Raw genomic sequence first — 15,941 nt, forward strand, 5'->3', positions numbered from 1 at the left:
TGGACCGACAACTCACAGATAAGAGGCCTGACATGTCAATGCCAGCACCGCGAAACAGCCTGACCGATATTGCCGGTCTGCGTGTCGGCCAGGTCCATGATGCGGGGGTGAAGACAGGCGTAACGGTCATCCTGCCGGATCAGCGGGCCGTCTGTGCGGTGGATGTGCGCGGAGGCGGTCCGGGCACGCGGGAGACGGATGCGCTGGCCTCACACACCCTGGTCGATGCGGTTGACGCCATCGTCCTGTCCGGCGGCTCCTCCTACGGGCTGGCGGCTGCGGACGGCGTTGCTTCGGCGCTTGGCGCGCGTGGTGACGGTTTTGCCCTTTTCGACATGCCCGGTGTTCCCAAATCGCCAGTCGTGCCGTCGGCCATCCTCTATGATCTTGCCAATGGCGGCGACAAGTCCTGGGGCGAAGAGCCGCCCTATCGCGCGCTCGGCAAGGCGGCGTTGAAGGCTGTGAGCGAAACCGTCGAGCTGGGTGCCGTCGGTGCCGGTCATGGCGCTCGTGCCGGTCTGCATGCAGGCGGGACGGGGACCGCCAGTCTCGCGCTGGCCGGCGAGGGCGGGCGCGTTGCAGCGCTGGTCTGCGTCAACAGTTTCGGGTCGGTCACCCTGCCGGGGGCAGACGATGTCTATTGGGCCTGGCCGCACGAGATTGACGGGGAATTCGGCGGTAACCGTCCGCCGGCCGACTGGCGCGCCGACCCGGAAGACTGGGGCGCGGCCAAGATGCAGCCGGGCCCGCGCGAAAACACAACCCTTGCCGTCGTCGCAACCGATGTCGCCCTCACCCCGGCCCAGGCCCAGCGTCTCGCCATCATGGCCCAGGACGGCCTGTCTCGCGCCATCCGCCCGGTTCATACGCCCTTTGACGGTGATGTCGTCTTTGCCCTTTCGACCGCCGCCCGTCCGCTCGGCGAGGGCGGCGAAGCCCATCTCGCGCGGCTCGGATCCGCCGCGGCCGATTGCCTCGCCCGCGCTGTCGCTCGGGCTGTGCATGCCGCGCGTCCGGAAGCGGGTTGAGCCGCGCTGTACAAGCCGGTGCAATTGCCGCAATCGGGGACTTGCCATCCCCCAAAGCCGGGGCTAGGTTCCGCGCCTCTTCGGGGCTGAGACCTCGAAGCCATACGGCCTGCACCGGTAGCTCAGTTGGATAGAGCACTAGACTACGAATCTGGGGGTCGGGGGTTCGAATCCTCCCCGGTGCGCCATTCTCTCTCACGAAAATCCGCTAGCAATAACAATCGCTTCCGCGACCGGTCTGCGTTTGTTCCGCCATGATTTCGGCCGAAATCGTCGTTTCGGCGTAAGTGGCTGTAATGGTTGGGCTTGGTCGAAGTTGGCGGGGATTGGCGGGGTCTGCTGAGGGGGAAATGAGGGGGCTAGATGAGCGGAGTGTTCCGCTATTGTTTCGCGCTCAACGCAAAAGGCCCGCCGATCCGGCGGGCCTTTTTCTTGTTGGCGTGCGGTCTAGTCGAAGAGAGCGGCGGCCCTGGCTGCTTGTTCCAGGTCCTGATCGGTGGACGGCCAAAGGTGCCCATAGAGGTCCATGGTCATCTGAAGGCTTTCGTGTCCCATCATCTCCTGGATCCACTTCGGCTTTGCCCCGGTCTCGATGTGAGCTGAGGCGAAGACGTGGCGGAGTGTGTGCGGGGAGAACTCGGGTTCCCACACCTTCTCGCGTTCGATGAGATCTCGGCCGCCTTTGCGCCGGCGCTTCTGCCGGATCCGGTGAGTGGCGAGGCTCGCGTCTCTCAGTGTCAAGCACCACACCCGATAGAGGCGCTCATACGTCCATAGGCCGCCGGTCTCACTGGGGAAGATGAAGCCGTCGTCGGTGTGCGGTCGAGCGACCATCCAGGCTCGCAGTGCCGAGACTGCCTGGGGCGGCAGAGGCACGGTCCGGAATCCGGCGTCCGTCTTGGGCTTTTCGAAAATGTTGTTCTTCCGGTCCGCCGATCGCCGGACGATGACGCGCGGCCGCTTGTCGAGAATAAGGCTGTCTTCCATCAGTGCGCGCAACTCGCCGGAGCGGAGGCCAGCGTGTGCAATGATGCGGACCATCGCGTGCCGGCGCCCGCGGTCTTGTTCGGCCGCCTCGGCCGCGGCGGCGAACAGTTCTCGGATGTCGGCCTTCGGCGGGATGCTTGCCGGGTCGGCCTTGCGTTTTGTGTTCTTCCCCTTCAGGCGAACCATGGCGGCCGCGGCCGCATGAGAATCGGGGATCACACGCTTCTCGACAGCGTGCTCCCAGGTCAGCCGAATTGTGACCAAGACGGCGCGTGCTGTGTGCCGGCTGACGCCTCGGCGCATCAGCTCTTTGAGATGATCTTTGATGTCGGCCGTGCCGGTCTCTGCGATCAGCCGGCCGGCGAACTCATGGGGGGCGATGTGATTTCGAACGTGGGCGTCCTTCTCGCGCAGCGTGCAAGGCTTGCGCAGCCCCTCCTTCACGAGGCCATCGTACTCCCGAAGCATGTCCTCCGCGGCATCGAGCACTGTGGTCTGGCGATCGCCCTGACCGTCCATTCCTAGCTCGACCTTCGCCTTGTACATCTCGGCGGCGGCCTTGGTCTGGAATGTCTTTTCCGCTTGATGTTTCTGCCCTGGCCGGCGCCAACGTACGGTCCAGGAGAAGCGTGCCCGCCCGTTCCGTGGCTGTAAGGAGTTTCGTTCAAGACTCGCCATAACTGGACCCTACACGATCACCCGCAAAATAAAACGGGACGCGCGGACTTGGGCAGGTAGAGCGGGTGCCCGGGGTGTCCGGTTGAGGTCGTTGATAGAGCAAAGACCTGCCGGCGAGATCGTCGGAGAATCCGGAGAACCTGGACGTCGCGGCCGGCGCCTTGAGTTGCGGATCCCCATGCGACGATCACCTTCCCCGACTTGCGCGCCTCGGCCTCGATGTGGCGATCATTATCCGGGCCGACCGGGTCGTCTGCCAGGCCGAGGTCGCGTGGGTCGGTCGCGCGCCAGGCGAAAAGATTGACGACGCGCAGGCCTCCGTATCCCAAGTGCGCAGAGAAACCCATGCACCGGCGGATCGTCGGATCGTCGTCGCTGGCATCGGCCGTCGATGGATTGAGCATGACCCAAAGGAGGCTGGGTTGGTCCGGATTCCAGACACGCCAAAGGACGTAACGATAGCGCTCGTCGCCCGATAGCGTGGCGCCGGCGCCGGCGCCGAAGAGGTCAGGGATCGCCAATATCAGCAACCCCCGCATGGGTCTGCTTCGATGCTTCGCTTCAGCCGCTCTGCGTATCCAGCGCAGGCCTTTACCGGCTTGCCGTCTTCGTCCAGTTCCTCGTGGCAGTAGAACGTTTCGCCGCCGAGATCCGAACAGTGGTCGGCATCCAACGTCGTGATCTCTGACTGGTTTGCAAGTGTTCCAGTTCGAAAGGCGCATCCGTCACATCGGGCGGGTGACGAGCAGTCGTTGGACAGGGTCAATCCGCGGAGGGCGCCGCGAAGTGTGGGGAGGTTGATCTGATCGGCGCGGTGCGGGTGTGTGTGCATCTCAGTGATGCGGATCATCTCGATGGCCTCGCGGTTGTTCTCAACGACCGATTGAGCCACGAGGGTGAACTGGATGAGGGCGTCGAGTCCGGCCTCGGCCGAACCAAGTGCTCGGGTAAGATAGCCCGCTCGCTCGGCGCTCGGCAGGCTCAGCATGGTATCGAGCGCCGCAACCTCCTCGGCCGAGAGTTCGTATGGGTCGCTGCCAGACCGGATGGGCCTCGATGTCATGCCGGCGTCTCCTGGCAGTGGCTGCAGAGATCCGGCTCTATCCACCAGCACGCGCCGTGCTCCTCGTCCCAACAGGCATCCATTTCCCAGCAGCCACACGCTCGGCAGGTCCGGACGCCGGTCGGCCGGTTGAGGCTCATGATGGAGCGGAAGTCGTCGTGCATGACCATGTTCCAGATGGCTTTCGCCTCTCGCATGTCGATCGTTGTGTCGTTCACTTGCGCTGTCCTTTCGTGCCTGGCTGTACGGGCGCGTGCTGGTCGGTGGCGAAGTAGCCTTTGAGTTCGTCCAGGAAGGCGCCGACGCCGAGCCCGGGTACGTTCCGGATCGGGCAGAGGGGGACCTTGCGCAAGGCGCGGACCTGGTCTGCCGTGAGGCTTCGCCACAGGGCGATTTGCTTCACGTTGAGCCAGGGGTCCGGCGTTACGCCGGCCGGCAGCGCGGCTTCGTCCGTGGTCTTGGGCTGGGTCATCGCGTTCATCGAGATGGGCTCCTGCAGGAAGTCCCGGCCGCGCCCGATGGGAGGGGGTACGGGGCGCGGCCGGGAGATGCAGTCGTCAAGGCGGGGTTTAGCCTGAGAGCTATGTAGCCGCCCGGACGACTGGGTCAGGCCGCTATCGCCGGCGCCGGGGAGAAGGCGGCGGCGAGCTGCGCGCTGACGTTTCGGGAAACGGAACTCTCCGGCGCGAAGGCCAGCTCGGGCGGGAGCCAGCCGTGATCGCGATCGGGGTGCTTGAGGATGAAGTCGATCGACGGCGCGCTCTTGGCGGGCATGTTGTCGGCATCGTCACCGATGCCGCAGGCGCGCGCGATCGCTCGCCGCTGATGGATCGTGAAGGGTTTGAGGTACGCCTCGTCCATCTCGAACGCCGGCAACACCTGGTGCCGTCCATCCATCAGATCGACGAGCTGCTGGGTGAAGTCATTGCACCCGCCTGTCGCGTGGTAGCCCGGCCAGATCGCGCACTGTGCAGCGACAGCAGCCGTGAAAATCTCGGCGAGCTGGGCCGGCTTCAGGTCCATCAGCGTCATCAGCGCGATCACAGGGTTGCGGACCAGGACGGCGTTGTCCTTCACACCGAAGGCCTCATGCGCTTCCAGCGCGCCGATCCGTTCTGCCAAGGTGGCGCCACTCGGGATCTTGCTGTCATCGCCCCAGCTCTGGCGCGTGTGGATCCAGGAGAACGGCGCGTCGCCGGAGGTCTGCAGGTCGCGCGGCAGGAAGGCGATGATCATGATCGCTTGGGAGAAGGTCGCCGGCGCCGCCGCGATCGCCGTCCGCAGACGCGCAGTGTTTAGGGTGCAGGCCTGCAGCCAGTGACGCTTACCGAAGGGCTGCGCGACTGGCTCCTCATCGCCCGACTTGGCAGTCTTCTTCGGCTTGTTGGCGGCGGCGAAGGCGCGCTCGCGATCTTGGCGTTTGATCGCCTGCTCTTCGCGGAGGCGGTTGCGGTTGTCGAGGTAGAGGAACACACCGACCTTGTCTTGTGGGTCGTCGTCTTCGGCGCTCGGATACTCGTAACTGTAGCGCTGCTCTTGCTTGATCCAAGCCACGCCGTCGCGCTTCAGTTCTTTGACCCGTCGGCGGAGCGCCTTCATCTGCAGGCTCGTCACCTTGCCAGCGTCGAGCATGATTGCTTCGCCGGTCTCGGCGTCTTCCATCGTCGGGCCGTCATACTCCGCCACGTCGAAGGCGGCTTCCGACGCCGGCATGCCGCCGGAACGCAGCATCCGCAGGACGCCGTCACCTGTACCCCATCCGCTGTAGCCATTCTCCATCGCTTCAAGCGAGGACGATTGCAGCTCGGCAGGCGCGGTCACGATCGCGCGGGCCTGGGCCAGATTGATCCGGCCAGCAAGGAACGCGACGCTCACATCGGGCGCTAGGTCCTTCCCGAGCCGCGCGCGCAGCTCGACCCAGCGAACTGTCTTGCCCATGGCGGAGGCGGCCTCCTGGGCGGCGATGCCGGCAGCGCGTCGGACTTCCGGCGCGAATGTGTCCGGGTGCTTTTCGGCCGCGTCCGGATCATCGGGGAAAGTCTCGGCCAGGATCTCTTTCACGCGCAGCTCTCGGAACGCGGCGATGCCTTGGGCTTCCTCCATCGGGTGCGGATCAACACGGTCGGTGTTCTCCGCCAGGGCGATGAGGAGGAGTTCCTGGTCAGAAAGCTGGCGGACCTGGACGGGCACGGCGTAATCGCTGGTCGCCTGCCCGGCCTCGACAAGTAGGCCGATCGCGCGATAGCGGCGCTCGCCGGCGGCGATCTCATACTTACCATCCTCGGTCGGGTGCGGACGTACGACGAGGTTCTGGAGAACGCCCTTCTCATGGATCCCGTTGGCGAGTTCCTGCAGGGCTTCGGGATCGAAGTGCTTGCGTGGATTGAAGGGTGAGGTCTTGATCGTCGACCAGGGAACGGTCGGTGTTCCCTCGCCGATCGTCCCGCCCGTCCAAACAGTGGCCAGGGCGCGCGCCATCTCGCTAACTGAGAGTGGCTCGATCGTCATCAACCCAGCCTCGGCCAGCTGTTTGATTGCGCGGCGGGTGTTGGATGGGTCCATCTCCAGCGCCTTCGCGATGTCGGCATAGCCGGGCTTGTCGCGCCCTGCGTCGACCTGATCGGCCAGGGCTTGGATGAGTGCGGGATCCGCGATCTTGAAATGAGCAGTCATTGGCCGGCCTCCTGGACGCAGTTGCCATGGGTGTCGATGGGCACGAGGTCGGACAGTCGCTTGAACGACGTCGTGCCTTCGAACGGGTGGGTGTCGAAATGAACGGCCGCTAGGCCAAGGGTGGGGATGGTGTGCGTGATCACACCTTCGGCTTCGCGCCGATCCATCAGCACGGCGACGCGCTGACCTTTGACCAGCAGCGGATCGTTCCGGCGCCGGTAGTCATTGAGGTAAACAATCGTTGCGGTCATTGCGTGCTCCGGGTCAGGCGAACGAACGGCGTTCGCTGAGTGATCCGGACGGTAAGCGTAAAAAATTACGGACGCAAGCGGAAACCGTAAAAAATTACGCGGTCAAGCTGTGATGACCTAAGTGCAATAAAGTTATGCCCTTCGTGGCGGCGTGCTTTTAGCGACACACAACCGAGAGGCAGCGGTGGATGGAAAGAACGCTTGGGACGGGGAGTGCGCGGGATCCGGACGTGAGCGTGAGTAGGACGTGAAGATCGGTAATCGACTGGATCCGCCCGGCGTAAGCGCCGCCTTCCTTCATCCGGACCAGAAAGAGATCTTGAGGAAGCTCGCGCCAGTCCGACTTCGGCACGTCTCCTCGATCGCAGATCCAACACGTGGCCATCCCGAGCAGCGCCGCTCGATCATCGAGCAGTGCAATCAGGTAGGACAGGTCTTCATGGAAGTGCTTTACGATCTCCGCGACATTCGGGCTGTCGCTTACCACGCTATCAAAACTCATATACTCACGATGCTTCTCACTGGTAGTGCCTCCCCGTAGATGCAAACCATGGTTATATCGGGGCAATTATCAACAAGCCGATCGCCAATATTCGAACGCTATTCGCCTCGCGAGGGATGATCGCGGCCGAGGTTCGCGAATTACGTGACCCGCGAGTTGATCAGATCGAGTAGCGAAGGCACGCCTTCGAGGAAGTGCTCGATCAGAATCGAATAGGTTTTGCCTGTCGCCTCTGCGGTTGTTGCCAGCCCATCCAGGGACTTGGTTACGAGGCCTTTGGCGATCAAGCGCTGCACCCTCCAGGACATCGTCGCCGGCGGAATGCGCGTCGCACGGGATAGTGATTGCGCGTTCGGCCCGCCGGATCTGCTGGGGTCCAGGCGGAAGCTCTCGATCTCCAGAACGATCAGCCGATCGATGGGGTCGAGGCCGGTGCGGCGTTCGGCCGCAAGCGACATATTGAAGAAGAATAGAGCGATACCGAGTTTGAGATCTCGATCGATGATTAGACCATCGATGGTTGGCGCGGCCTCATTTCGCGGTGGCGGGCGCGGGCCTGGCGCCGCGATGATGCTGCGGATCAGGGCAACGTGCGGCTGGATCGCTGCCCGGACGCTGCCGGCGATGCTGGCATAGATCTGATTGATCGTTCCTGGAATCAGAATGACCAGCCGGCGGCCGTCCCGTTCCAGGAAGCCGTCAGCGATGAGTCTGTGGACGCGGCGATGGATCGTGGAGGTGGACCGATCGAGCGCTGCGGCGATCACTCGGATGCTCGGCGAGGTCTCGCCCGTCAGGTCGGCGACTTCGATCGCCGTAACGATGAGCCGGTCGAGTGGGTCTAGTGCTGTTGCTTCAGAGATCGACGCCGTGATCCGCCAGTACATCTGGATGACCTGCCAGCGGATCGCTGGGTCGATTGAAATTGCGGCGCCGGGGATGACCAATGACTTGAGCCTCGCATCGTGGCTGCGAAACTAAGCAAATAATTGGGCGAGGAGTCCGGACGTCCCGCTAATAAAAAAATTCTGAAAGGGGCTTTATAATTGCGCCTTTACCAGCGGGCAACGTAGACGTGCCGCGCGCTATCGCGACTAGATCTTCACTGTTCCAGGATTGGCGATCGCGACGAATGGATAGGCGACTGCCAGTTCGACATCCTCAATCAGCGGTGCGCCGTCGAAGCTCTCTAAGTTGAAGCGCCCTGGCTTGTAGCCTCGCTGGACCCGCCGAAAGTGGTGCTCTCCCTCGCGGGTCTCGACGGCGCAGCCCTGGCCGATGATATCTGCGTGGTCCGCTTCGGACTGTGCGACGCAAAAGACGATCCAGCGATCCGGGATGACTGCCGACATGGCGAACCCGCGCAACTCGTAGGCGATGTATTGGTCGTGGTCTGCCAGGCCGGGCGGAATGGTGACCTCGTAGAGACCCTGCCCTTCGATCGTCTCGATCTTGCCGGCCGCGGTCAGGAGGCCGCGGACCCAGACCCGCTTTCGGGCATTGGTGCTTGTATCTTCGTACAGCTCGTCGAGGCTCTTGTTGACCACGTGGGCAAGTCGTCGGGCTGTGTCCTCCCTGAGCGATGAGGTGCGGCCGGCCAGGTAGGCCCGTAGCGTGCCTTCGCTAATACCAGCAAGCTTCGACCAGCTGCTCACAGTCATCTCCGCAGATTGCATCGCCCGCTTTACGGCGGCGCGCTTGCGGAGGACTTCAGAGTCCTTCGGTTTGTTTGGCTCAGCGCTCATGATTGCGGCCTAGCATGCCACAATCCACACGACATCCGGAAAATTTTACGCGAACTACCTTGACGAGATCGTAAAATAATACGATCCATCGAGGCATGACCCAGACTCAATCGCCTCTCCAGACCGCGATCGCGGATGTCCTGAAGCCCCTCCAGAAGGATGAGCGGTCGCGCGCCGCGATTGGTCGTGAACTCGGTTTGTCCGAAGCCACGGTACGGAAGATGTCGGACACCAGCTGGTGTCCGTTGACGATCCGAAACCTGCTGGCGATCGAACGTGCCTATCAGCCCGGCGAGCAGATCCCAATCGCTGAGGCTGCTGAATGAGTGGCGGGCCGTCATCGCCGTGTCTCCCGAAACTGACCGCGGGAGGCGACGGTCCGCTGCTCGACTTCATTCCGAGCAAATGCCTGCAAGCGCTTGTCTCGCCCCGAATCCGGTTTGAGGCCGGCTTCGGCGCTGACCTGCCGAACGGCCGAGAGTGTCAATCTCTTTTCCATGGTGACGACTATAGCCCAGCGAACGCCGTTCGTTGGTTGGAAACGTCGCGCCCATTCCAAACATGCGGAGTTGTCCAATGAGTGGTGTAGCGCGGCCGCCGGCCCATCGTGTCCATCCCGGGAGCGCATACGCGCTCATCAAGACCGCAAGCCACGACCTCCTGGAGGCGACGGGGAGCGCTGAGGCGGCGGCGCGAGGAACGCGCGGCTCCGGTGAGACGCTGCGCAAGGCCGCCCACCATGAGCACGACAGCTTTCTCGCCGCCGACCAGATCGCGGACATCGAGAAGCGCACCGGTCGGCCCTTAGTCACCGCGGCTCTGGCCGAGGTGAATGGATATCTGCTGATCCCTACGCCGGCGTCGTTGGAAGGCGCGGGCGTGGAGCACCGGTCGATGAAGGAGTGCTCCGAAGCGGTGGCTTCGATCGCGGAGGCTCTGGCGAATGGCGGCCTGATCAACCGTGATGAAACGCCGAAGGTTCGGCGCGAGGTCCGCGAAGCCATCCTGGCTCTGTTCACTTTGGATCAGCAGCTGGAGGACACCTATCCCGACGTGCGTCCCGCTCGGGCGAGAGGGGCATAGCGATGCGGCGGATCACGCGCTTCCAACCCTTCGGGCTCAACATGCCGCGCAGCGGATGGTTCTGTTTCGGGGCCTGCTGCCTCGTCCTCGCTTATCAGCTCGCTCAATGGGTGGCCGGATGAACCGGCCGGCGTTCTTCGAGGTGCTGTGGGACGAGCACGCCTTCGTGGTGGAGGCGCGCTTCAACGTCGATGGGCGGGTTGAAGCCCTGGGTGAATTGAGGTGCCTAGGTCACCGCAAGGAAGGCTTCCCCGCTGCCGCGCAGGCGATGGCGTACGCGGTCCAGCAGATCGACCAGTTCCTGATCGCCGGCTTCCACTCACCCAACCCACCGATCGCCGCCTTGGAGGATCTCAAGAAGATCTTCTCGGGCGTTCGCCTCAACCCAACAGGCGAGCTTGTTCGTGTCCTGGCGACCGCCGAAGCGGACGCGGTCAAGCGCGCGGATCAATTCACCTCCAGCCTGGGAGAGACCCGTGACCCGAGACCTTAGGGGCTATGCCCGCAAGCGTGCTGAGGGGCGCGTACCGCTCCGGTTTTCCAAGCTCTACCAGGATTGGTTCGCCGCCGTGATGGACGGAAAGACGGCCGAGGCGGCACGTCTTTCGAAGTTGCATTTGGAACGGTTCGCCGGCGGCAAGCCAGGCCGGATCGCTACCCGTCGGCACGGCGGCAAGTCGCGTCATCCCAGCAGCAAGAGGAGGCAGTCATGAAGACTCAAGCAGCGCAGGCCTGCGAAGATCGTCGAGAGCCGGATGATCCCTTCAACGATCAATGCCCGGTGGATGATGTGTCGCGGAAGTATCACTCCTGCCTCCAGCGAGAGATGGCGCTTCTTCGAAGCGTCAATCTGCTTCGGTGCGAGCAGTGGCACCCAGGCGGCGTCGACGATTGGTCGGTCTCTGAGTGGGCGGTCGCGATGCTTGGCGAGCTTGGCGAGTTGGAAGAGGCTGCTGCAGCTTGCTATCCAACCGCTGCGGCCGCGGACCTGGAGGCCTTGGGGGCCGAGCTTGCCGACGTATTGATCTATCTGGATTTGCTCGCGGCGCGTCTGAGGTTGCCGCCGCTGGGAGGCGCCGAGGGGCTCTCAGGCTCGTTGATCAATATGGAAAAGTTCATGTGCCAGCGGATGCTCGGCGCAGGGCTGAGGTTGGGCGACACGATCAAGAAGCTCAATCGCGACAGGGATGGAATCGGGGGCAATGTCGCGACCGCATGTTCCCTCCAAGGTAAGGTCTCAAAAGAGATCACGTTCCTAGCTGACTCCCTCCTAACGTTCGGACGCCAATTCGACCTCGATCTCTGGGAAGTTGTCGTCGCGAAGTTCAACGAGGTCTCGCGCCGCAATGATCTTGACGTGTTCATTCGACCCAACGGTGGGTGGGTGCGCACATGAAAGCGCTGTCGATCAAGCAGCCCTGGGCATGGGCCATCCTTCACGCCGGTAAGGACATCGAGAACCGATCCTGGTCGACGAGCCATCGTGGATTGATCGCGGTCCACGCCGGCTTGGAGATCGACAAGGTCGCGCTCCACGCGTTCCGGGAGGCCGGCTATCCCATACCGGATGAGCTGCCGACTGGCTGCTTCCTGGGTACGGTCCGGATCGTTGACGTCGTGGGTCAGTCCGCCAGCGAGTGGTTCCAGGGTCCGCTCGGCTTTGTGCTCAGGGATCCTGTGCCGTTCGACAAGCCGATCGCCGGGCGCGGCCGGCTCAGCCTGTTCACACCATCTCCGCAGGAAATCTTGAAGATCCAGATCGGCGCAAATTGGGCGGCGTTCGAGATGGCCGAACCAGAAAGGGCGCGGCCATGAGTAGCGGATCGACGACTGACACCAGTCATCCGCACCGGTACCCGGTCCACGAGGATCCGGAGAAGGGGCAAGTCTTCGGTGGTGTCTGCAACCGGACCGCCTGCACAACGCAAGGCGCGACCTGGTTCAACATCGAGACGCGGGGCTTGTACTGCAAGCGGGATGCGCTGGGCATAAACGAGGTCCCTCTGGACGCAGGGCCGCTGTGCATTGAGGTCCAGGAAAAGCCCACGATTGGGGAAATGGATCGTCTCCACAGCGAGTTGTACTCGCCGCGCGGAGGGGCTCGGCCATGACGCAAAAGGTCACGCCCGAGATGATCGAGCGGATCGCCGACATGCGAGAGCGCGGTCGAAGTTACGCGGTGATTGGTCGGATGCTCGGCGTGTCGGCCGGTGCGGTGTCCTGGCATTGCACGAGGCTGGCGATCGATCCGCCTAAGCCGGCGAGGTGCGCGGCTGCCGTCCTAACCCCGTCGCAGGTTAGTCGCTCAGGGCACATCGTGCGCCGGTTTACGGTGGCGGAAGATAGGACGCTTCTGGCGATGAGGAAGCGCGGTTCGCGCATATGCGACATCGCTCGTGCGTTGGGTCGGGGCGGAAACTCGATCACCGGTCGGCTCAACACCCTAGCGCGACGTGACGCGCGGCAGGAGGGTGCTGATGCCTAGCCCGCGCCGCATTCGTCTCCGTCGCACCAAGGGTTTCAGGAAGCCGCCGGCGGCGATCACCGTCACGCGGGCCACCAGGTGGGGGAATCCGTACCTGGTGGCCGAGTGGGGCCGCCACAAGGCGGTCGCTCTCTTTCGGGAGGCCTTCATCGAGCGCGGTGAAATCGTCGGCCCGAAGGGGCTAGTGACCGTCGAGGAGATCCGAGCCCAGCTGAAGGGCAAGGATTTGTGCTGCTACTGCAACGAGGCTGATCCCTGTCACGCAGAGGTTCTCCTATGGGTCGCGAACTCAACCGGATCCTTGAAGCCCAAGCGACACGTCACTGGCGGACTGGGCATAGGGGAGAAGCCGTCGATGGTCGGCGCGATCGCTGATCAGCGCGAGGCGGGTCGGATGCCTGGACGTGGCGAGTTCGATTTCATCCTTGATGAGGGGGTGACGTCGTGAATGCGATTGAACTGGCCCACATGGTCATGGTCGCCGCCCGACATACCCGGTGCGATCTGACGGACGAGAAGCGAACCCAGGCGGATCTAGCGGAGGCCTTCGCGCAAAGCCTGGACGTGCCGGTGGAGCGCGAATACCGCCTGAGCGCCAGCGATATTCCGGACTTCCTGGTGGATGGCCAATTGGTGGTCGAGGTGAAGCTCAAGGCAGCTCGCCCGATCGCGATCCACAAACAGCTGAGCCGCTACGCCGCGCACGACCAGGTTCAAGGCGTAGTCCTCCTGGCGAACCGGGCGATGGCCTTGCCGCCCGACATTCGCGGCAAGCCGGCGTTCGTCCAGTCGCTCGGGGAGGCCTGGCTATGACCTACGGTACGCTGGCCAAAACCGATCGTGGCTGGCGCCTATCCGAGGCGCCTCCACATGTCGCGATCCGTCTCAAACACATTTTCCCGCGCCTGGAGAAGGCCTCACGCGGGCCGTTCCATTTTCCGGCCGATGACCGGACCGCGGCTGATCTCGACTGGTTCCGCGATCGGTACCCGGTCAGCATCAGCCCGGCCGACAACCGCGCTCTCATCGATGGCCGGTTGTCGCATGAGGAGACGTTGGCGGGCACCGAGAAGATCTTCTCCAAGACGTTCAAGCCGCCGAGTTATGTCGGCCTGCAGGACGGAGAAGAGGTTCGACCTTATCAGGCGCAAGCCGTCGAGCTTTTGCGCCGGTCCGGCGGGATCCTGCTGGCTGATGATGTTGGTCTGGGCAAGACCTATACGACCTGCGCGGCGCTCCTGGTGCCCGGCATGTTGCCCGGTGTCGTCGTCTGCCAGCCGCACCTTCAGAGGCAGTGGGTTCGTGTCATCGAGCGCTTCACGTCGCTGACAGCCCATGCCGTGAAGAAGACGACACCGTACGACTTGCCGGACGCCGATGTCCTGGTCTTCCGCTACACCCAGCTGGCCGGTTGGGTCGACACATTCGACGATCTCGCGCCGGGGCTGGTGGCCTTCGACGAGATCCAGGAGCTGCGGCGCGGCACGCAGGCCGAGAAGGGCAAGGCGGCCCTGGAGCTGGTCCGGTCCGCAACCTACCGGCTCGGGCTGTCGGCGACGCCGATCTACAACTACGGCCGGGAGATCTACACGATCTTCCAGTACCTCAACCCGGAAGTGCTGGGCGACGAGTTCGACTTCGTCCGCGAGTGGTGCAGTGGCTACGGCAATGTGATCAGCGACCCGCTCGCGCTAGGGGCGTTCCTGCGTGACAGCCATGTTTATCTGCGGCGGATCAAGTCCGATGTCGGTCAGCAGTTGCCGAAGGTCAGTAAGATTGTCGACCGTGTCGATTATGACGCTGCCGCCGTCCGCTCGATCGACGAGCTTGCACGCCAGCTGGCCATCAAGGCGACGACCGGGCAGTTCACCCAGCGCGGCCAGGCGGCGCGCGAGCTGGACATCCTGGTCCGCCAACAGACCGGCATTGCGAAGGCCGCCGCGGTCGCGGATGTGCTCCGGATCCTCGTCGAGGGCGGCGAGCCGGTGCTGGTCGCCGGCTGGCACCGGGACGTATACGACATATGGGCGAAGCGCCTGTCGGACCTGAAGCCCGCCTACTACACCGGCACCGAGAGCGCGGCCGGTAAGGACCGGGAGGTCCGGCGCTTCATCAACGGCGAAACGGATCTGATGTTCATGTCGTTGCGCTCAGGTGCCGGCCTGGACGGGATCCAGGCACGCTGTTCCACCGTCGTCTTCGGAGAATTGGACTGGTCGCCTGGCGTCCATGCTCAAGTGATCGGCCGGCTTGATCGCGAGGGTCAGACGCAGCCCGTTACCGCTCTCTTCCTCGTCACGGATGATGGCTCGGATCCGCCTATGATGGAGATGCTGGGGCTGAAGGCGTCCCAGGCCGCCCAGATCGTCGACCAGGGTGTTGGGCCACAGGCCGCGGTGACGGACAGGTCACGCCTCAAGATGCTGGTTGAGCGCTACCTCCAGAAGGGAGGGCGCGGGTCATGAAGCATCGTGTGACCGCAGAGCGCGTGCCCAATCACGCCGACGTTGCCCAGCCGGGCCAGTTCCAGTTCCTCACGGTGTGCGGAACGCCGACCATGAAGATCAGCGCGGTCGCGGCGATGGAGGTTGGTTGCCCGCGGTGCGGCAAGGCGCATGAGCTGCCCAGGGTGTCGACGACGCCGACCGATCGGCGGCCGTCCTATCTGTGGGACGGCATGGTCGAGGTTCCGACCCTCAGCATGGCCATCGCGATCCCGCCGCATAGCGGGTGTCCAGGGTGGCACGGATGGCTTCGGCGGGGCGAGTTCCAGAACGTGGTAGGGTGCTGATGGACTGGCTCTTCGACCCTCTTCCGCGTTGGCGCTATCGCTGCATCGTTGTTGATCCGCCCTGGCATTTCGAGACGCAGACCAATGCTGGCGCGGCTCGGTCGCCACAAGCGCACTACCAGACGATGACGGCCGAGGAGATCATCCGGTTGCCGATCGGTGAGCTGGCCGCTGAGGATTGTCTCCTGGCGCTGTGGGCGACGTCTCCGCACTTGCCGATCGCCATGCGCGCCATCCAGGCTTGGGGCTTCAACTACGCGGCCATCGTGCCTTGGATCAAGACCAGCCGAAGCGGCGCGCCGCGACAGGGGATGGGCTACGTCGTGCGAGGTGTCGCGGAGCCGATCCTATTGGCCACTCGCGGCTCGCTGTCTCGGATCCTCGCGAAGCCGCTCCTGGGCGTCGTCATGGCAGATGCGCCGACGATGGATCCAGACGACCGTCATGCCGGCGAGGCGCGGGTGCGCACGCCAGCCGTAATCGCGCAACGCCGCGAGCATTCAAGGAAACCGGACTGCTTCTACCCCTGGCTGGCGGACGCCACGGCCGGACCTCGCGCGGACATCTTCGCGCGGGCGCCGCTCGATGGCTGGGACCACTGGGGGAACGAGGCAGAGAAGTTCGAACCGAGGGGAGGTGAGTAGATTTGTCACGT

At 63.7% G+C, this 15,941-nt stretch carries 21 protein-coding genes and 1 tRNA gene; 12 read left to right on the plus strand and 10 right to left on the minus strand.

Translation table 11 applies throughout. The features are described from left to right. Window positions 1-32: 32 nt before the first annotated feature. Complete coding sequence (locus JXQ94_RS12180) at window positions 33-1,028, plus strand: P1 family peptidase (protein ID WP_421924065.1); 996 nt, start codon at window positions 33-35, stop codon at window positions 1,026-1,028. A gap of 111 nt (window positions 1,029-1,139) precedes the next feature. Beyond that, window positions 1,140-1,216, plus strand: a tRNA-Arg gene (locus JXQ94_RS12185). Between the two features lie 259 nt (window positions 1,217-1,475). On the opposite strand, the gene JXQ94_RS12190 is transcribed toward JXQ94_RS12185, so the two are convergent. The 10 genes from JXQ94_RS12190 to JXQ94_RS12235 form a co-directional block, all read right to left on the minus strand. Further along, entirely contained in the window at window positions 1,476-2,693 is a 1,218-nt protein-coding gene (locus tag JXQ94_RS12190) for a tyrosine-type recombinase/integrase (protein WP_421924066.1), read from the minus strand. A 17-nt stretch (window positions 2,694-2,710) separates the two neighbouring features. Then, window positions 2,711-3,223, minus strand: coding sequence for a DUF1643 domain-containing protein (locus JXQ94_RS12195; protein ID WP_421924067.1), 513 nt, complete (start codon window positions 3,221-3,223; stop codon window positions 2,711-2,713). After that, entirely contained in the window at window positions 3,217-3,756 is a 540-nt protein-coding gene (locus tag JXQ94_RS12200; RefSeq protein WP_421924068.1) for a hypothetical protein, read from the minus strand. Before JXQ94_RS12200 ends, JXQ94_RS12195 begins: the two co-directional genes overlap by 7 nt. After that, entirely contained in the window at window positions 3,753-3,974 is a 222-nt protein-coding gene (locus JXQ94_RS12205) for a hypothetical protein (RefSeq protein ID WP_421924069.1), read from the minus strand. The genes JXQ94_RS12200 and JXQ94_RS12205 overlap by 4 nt, the downstream gene beginning before the upstream one ends. Then, window positions 3,971-4,237, minus strand: a complete 267-nt coding sequence (locus JXQ94_RS12210) for a hypothetical protein (RefSeq protein ID WP_421924070.1) — start codon at window positions 4,235-4,237, stop codon at window positions 3,971-3,973. The genes JXQ94_RS12205 and JXQ94_RS12210 overlap by 4 nt, the downstream gene beginning before the upstream one ends. 125 nt (window positions 4,238-4,362) lie before the next feature. Continuing rightward, window positions 4,363-6,429: a ParB/RepB/Spo0J family partition protein gene (locus JXQ94_RS12215; protein WP_421924071.1), complete on the minus strand. Its 2,067-nt coding sequence runs from the start codon at window positions 6,427-6,429 to the stop codon at window positions 4,363-4,365. Further along, the gene (locus JXQ94_RS12220) at window positions 6,426-6,680 is read right to left on the minus strand and encodes a hypothetical protein (RefSeq protein ID WP_421924072.1); all 255 of its coding nucleotides are present in this window, start codon (window positions 6,678-6,680) and stop codon (window positions 6,426-6,428) included. The genes JXQ94_RS12215 and JXQ94_RS12220 overlap by 4 nt, the downstream gene beginning before the upstream one ends. Window positions 6,681-6,837: 157 nt before the next feature. Further along, entirely contained in the window at window positions 6,838-7,182 is a 345-nt protein-coding gene (locus tag JXQ94_RS12225; RefSeq protein ID WP_421924073.1) for a hypothetical protein, read from the minus strand. Between the two features lie 140 nt (window positions 7,183-7,322). Then, window positions 7,323-8,129: a helix-turn-helix domain-containing protein gene (locus JXQ94_RS12230; protein ID WP_421924074.1), complete on the minus strand. Its 807-nt coding sequence runs from the start codon at window positions 8,127-8,129 to the stop codon at window positions 7,323-7,325. A gap of 147 nt (window positions 8,130-8,276) precedes the next feature. Next, on the minus strand, window positions 8,277-8,927 hold the full coding sequence (locus tag JXQ94_RS12235) for an XRE family transcriptional regulator (protein WP_421924075.1): 651 nt from the start codon (window positions 8,925-8,927) through the stop codon (window positions 8,277-8,279). A 95-nt stretch (window positions 8,928-9,022) separates the two neighbouring features. Here JXQ94_RS12235 and JXQ94_RS12240 point away from each other — a divergent pair, with 95 nt between their 5' ends. The 10 genes from JXQ94_RS12240 to JXQ94_RS12285 all read left to right on the plus strand — a co-directional run bounded on the left by JXQ94_RS12240 (window position 9,023) and on the right by JXQ94_RS12285 (window position 15,930). Continuing rightward, on the plus strand, window positions 9,023-9,253 hold the full coding sequence (locus JXQ94_RS12240; protein ID WP_421924076.1) for a hypothetical protein: 231 nt from the start codon (window positions 9,023-9,025) through the stop codon (window positions 9,251-9,253). Window positions 9,254-9,503: 250 nt separating this feature from the next. Continuing rightward, a complete protein-coding gene (locus JXQ94_RS12245; RefSeq protein WP_421924077.1) occupies window positions 9,504-10,010 on the plus strand; it encodes a phage regulatory CII family protein in 507 nt (168 codons plus the stop codon). Between the two features lie 106 nt (window positions 10,011-10,116). After that, window positions 10,117-10,503 (plus strand): hypothetical protein, encoded by a 387-nt coding sequence (locus JXQ94_RS12250; protein WP_421924078.1) that lies wholly within the window; start codon window positions 10,117-10,119, stop codon window positions 10,501-10,503. A gap of 216 nt (window positions 10,504-10,719) precedes the next feature. Continuing rightward, entirely contained in the window at window positions 10,720-11,406 is a 687-nt protein-coding gene (locus JXQ94_RS12255) for a hypothetical protein (protein ID WP_421924079.1), read from the plus strand. Continuing rightward, the gene (locus JXQ94_RS12260) at window positions 11,403-11,825 is read left to right on the plus strand and encodes an ASCH domain-containing protein (protein ID WP_421924080.1); all 423 of its coding nucleotides are present in this window, start codon (window positions 11,403-11,405) and stop codon (window positions 11,823-11,825) included. The genes JXQ94_RS12255 and JXQ94_RS12260 overlap by 4 nt, the downstream gene beginning before the upstream one ends. 662 nt (window positions 11,826-12,487) lie before the next feature. Then, window positions 12,488-12,943 (plus strand): DUF4326 domain-containing protein, encoded by a 456-nt coding sequence (locus tag JXQ94_RS12265; protein WP_421924081.1) that lies wholly within the window; start codon window positions 12,488-12,490, stop codon window positions 12,941-12,943. Then, complete coding sequence (locus JXQ94_RS12270) at window positions 12,940-13,308, plus strand: hypothetical protein (protein WP_421924082.1); 369 nt, start codon at window positions 12,940-12,942, stop codon at window positions 13,306-13,308. Before JXQ94_RS12265 ends, JXQ94_RS12270 begins: the two co-directional genes overlap by 4 nt. After that, complete coding sequence (locus tag JXQ94_RS12275; RefSeq protein ID WP_421924083.1) at window positions 13,305-14,960, plus strand: DEAD/DEAH box helicase; 1,656 nt, start codon at window positions 13,305-13,307, stop codon at window positions 14,958-14,960. Before JXQ94_RS12270 ends, JXQ94_RS12275 begins: the two co-directional genes overlap by 4 nt. Next, window positions 14,957-15,286 carry a hypothetical protein gene (locus JXQ94_RS12280; protein WP_421924084.1) on the plus strand — a complete coding sequence of 110 codons (330 nt, stop codon included), beginning with the start codon at window positions 14,957-14,959 and terminating at the stop codon, window positions 15,284-15,286. The genes JXQ94_RS12275 and JXQ94_RS12280 overlap by 4 nt, the downstream gene beginning before the upstream one ends. Continuing rightward, window positions 15,286-15,930 carry an MT-A70 family methyltransferase gene (locus JXQ94_RS12285; RefSeq protein ID WP_421924085.1) on the plus strand — a complete coding sequence of 215 codons (645 nt, stop codon included), beginning with the start codon at window positions 15,286-15,288 and terminating at the stop codon, window positions 15,928-15,930. Before JXQ94_RS12280 ends, JXQ94_RS12285 begins: the two co-directional genes overlap by 1 nt. Window positions 15,931-15,941: the final 11 nt, after the last annotated feature.

Source organism: Maricaulis maris (genome assembly GCF_049116555.1).
GTDB classification, from domain to species: domain Bacteria; phylum Pseudomonadota; class Alphaproteobacteria; order Caulobacterales; family Maricaulaceae; genus Maricaulis; species Maricaulis maris_C.

Excerpts from the sequence above, each read along its gene's own strand:
- JXQ94_RS12260 (WP_421924080.1), top strand. The coding sequence starts at position 11,403 with ATGAAAGCGCTGTCGATCAAGCAGCCCTGGGCATGGGCCATCCTTCAC.
- JXQ94_RS12215 (WP_421924071.1), bottom strand. The coding sequence starts at position 6,429 with ATGACTGCTCATTTCAAGATCGCGGATCCCGCACTCATCCAAGCCCTG.
- JXQ94_RS12245 (WP_421924077.1), top strand. The coding sequence starts at position 9,504 with ATGAGTGGTGTAGCGCGGCCGCCGGCCCATCGTGTCCATCCCGGGAGC.
- JXQ94_RS12225 (WP_421924073.1), bottom strand. The coding sequence starts at position 7,182 with ATGAGTTTTGATAGCGTGGTAAGCGACAGCCCGAATGTCGCGGAGATC.
- JXQ94_RS12285 (WP_421924085.1), top strand. The coding sequence starts at position 15,286 with ATGGACTGGCTCTTCGACCCTCTTCCGCGTTGGCGCTATCGCTGCATC.
- JXQ94_RS12190 (WP_421924066.1), bottom strand. The coding sequence starts at position 2,693 with ATGGCGAGTCTTGAACGAAACTCCTTACAGCCACGGAACGGGCGGGCA.
- JXQ94_RS12210 (WP_421924070.1), bottom strand. The coding sequence starts at position 4,237 with ATGAACGCGATGACCCAGCCCAAGACCACGGACGAAGCCGCGCTGCCG.
- JXQ94_RS12220 (WP_421924072.1), bottom strand. The coding sequence starts at position 6,680 with ATGACCGCAACGATTGTTTACCTCAATGACTACCGGCGCCGGAACGAT.
- JXQ94_RS12235 (WP_421924075.1), bottom strand. The coding sequence starts at position 8,927 with ATGAGCGCTGAGCCAAACAAACCGAAGGACTCTGAAGTCCTCCGCAAG.
- JXQ94_RS12265 (WP_421924081.1), top strand. The coding sequence starts at position 12,488 with ATGCCTAGCCCGCGCCGCATTCGTCTCCGTCGCACCAAGGGTTTCAGG.
- JXQ94_RS12280 (WP_421924084.1), top strand. The coding sequence starts at position 14,957 with ATGAAGCATCGTGTGACCGCAGAGCGCGTGCCCAATCACGCCGACGTT.
- JXQ94_RS12200 (WP_421924068.1), bottom strand. The coding sequence starts at position 3,756 with ATGACATCGAGGCCCATCCGGTCTGGCAGCGACCCATACGAACTCTCG.
- JXQ94_RS12250 (WP_421924078.1), top strand. The coding sequence starts at position 10,117 with ATGGGTGGCCGGATGAACCGGCCGGCGTTCTTCGAGGTGCTGTGGGAC.
- JXQ94_RS12180 (WP_421924065.1), top strand. The coding sequence starts at position 33 with ATGTCAATGCCAGCACCGCGAAACAGCCTGACCGATATTGCCGGTCTG.
- JXQ94_RS12255 (WP_421924079.1), top strand. The coding sequence starts at position 10,720 with ATGAAGACTCAAGCAGCGCAGGCCTGCGAAGATCGTCGAGAGCCGGAT.
- JXQ94_RS12275 (WP_421924083.1), top strand. The coding sequence starts at position 13,305 with ATGACCTACGGTACGCTGGCCAAAACCGATCGTGGCTGGCGCCTATCC.
- JXQ94_RS12240 (WP_421924076.1), top strand. The coding sequence starts at position 9,023 with ATGACCCAGACTCAATCGCCTCTCCAGACCGCGATCGCGGATGTCCTG.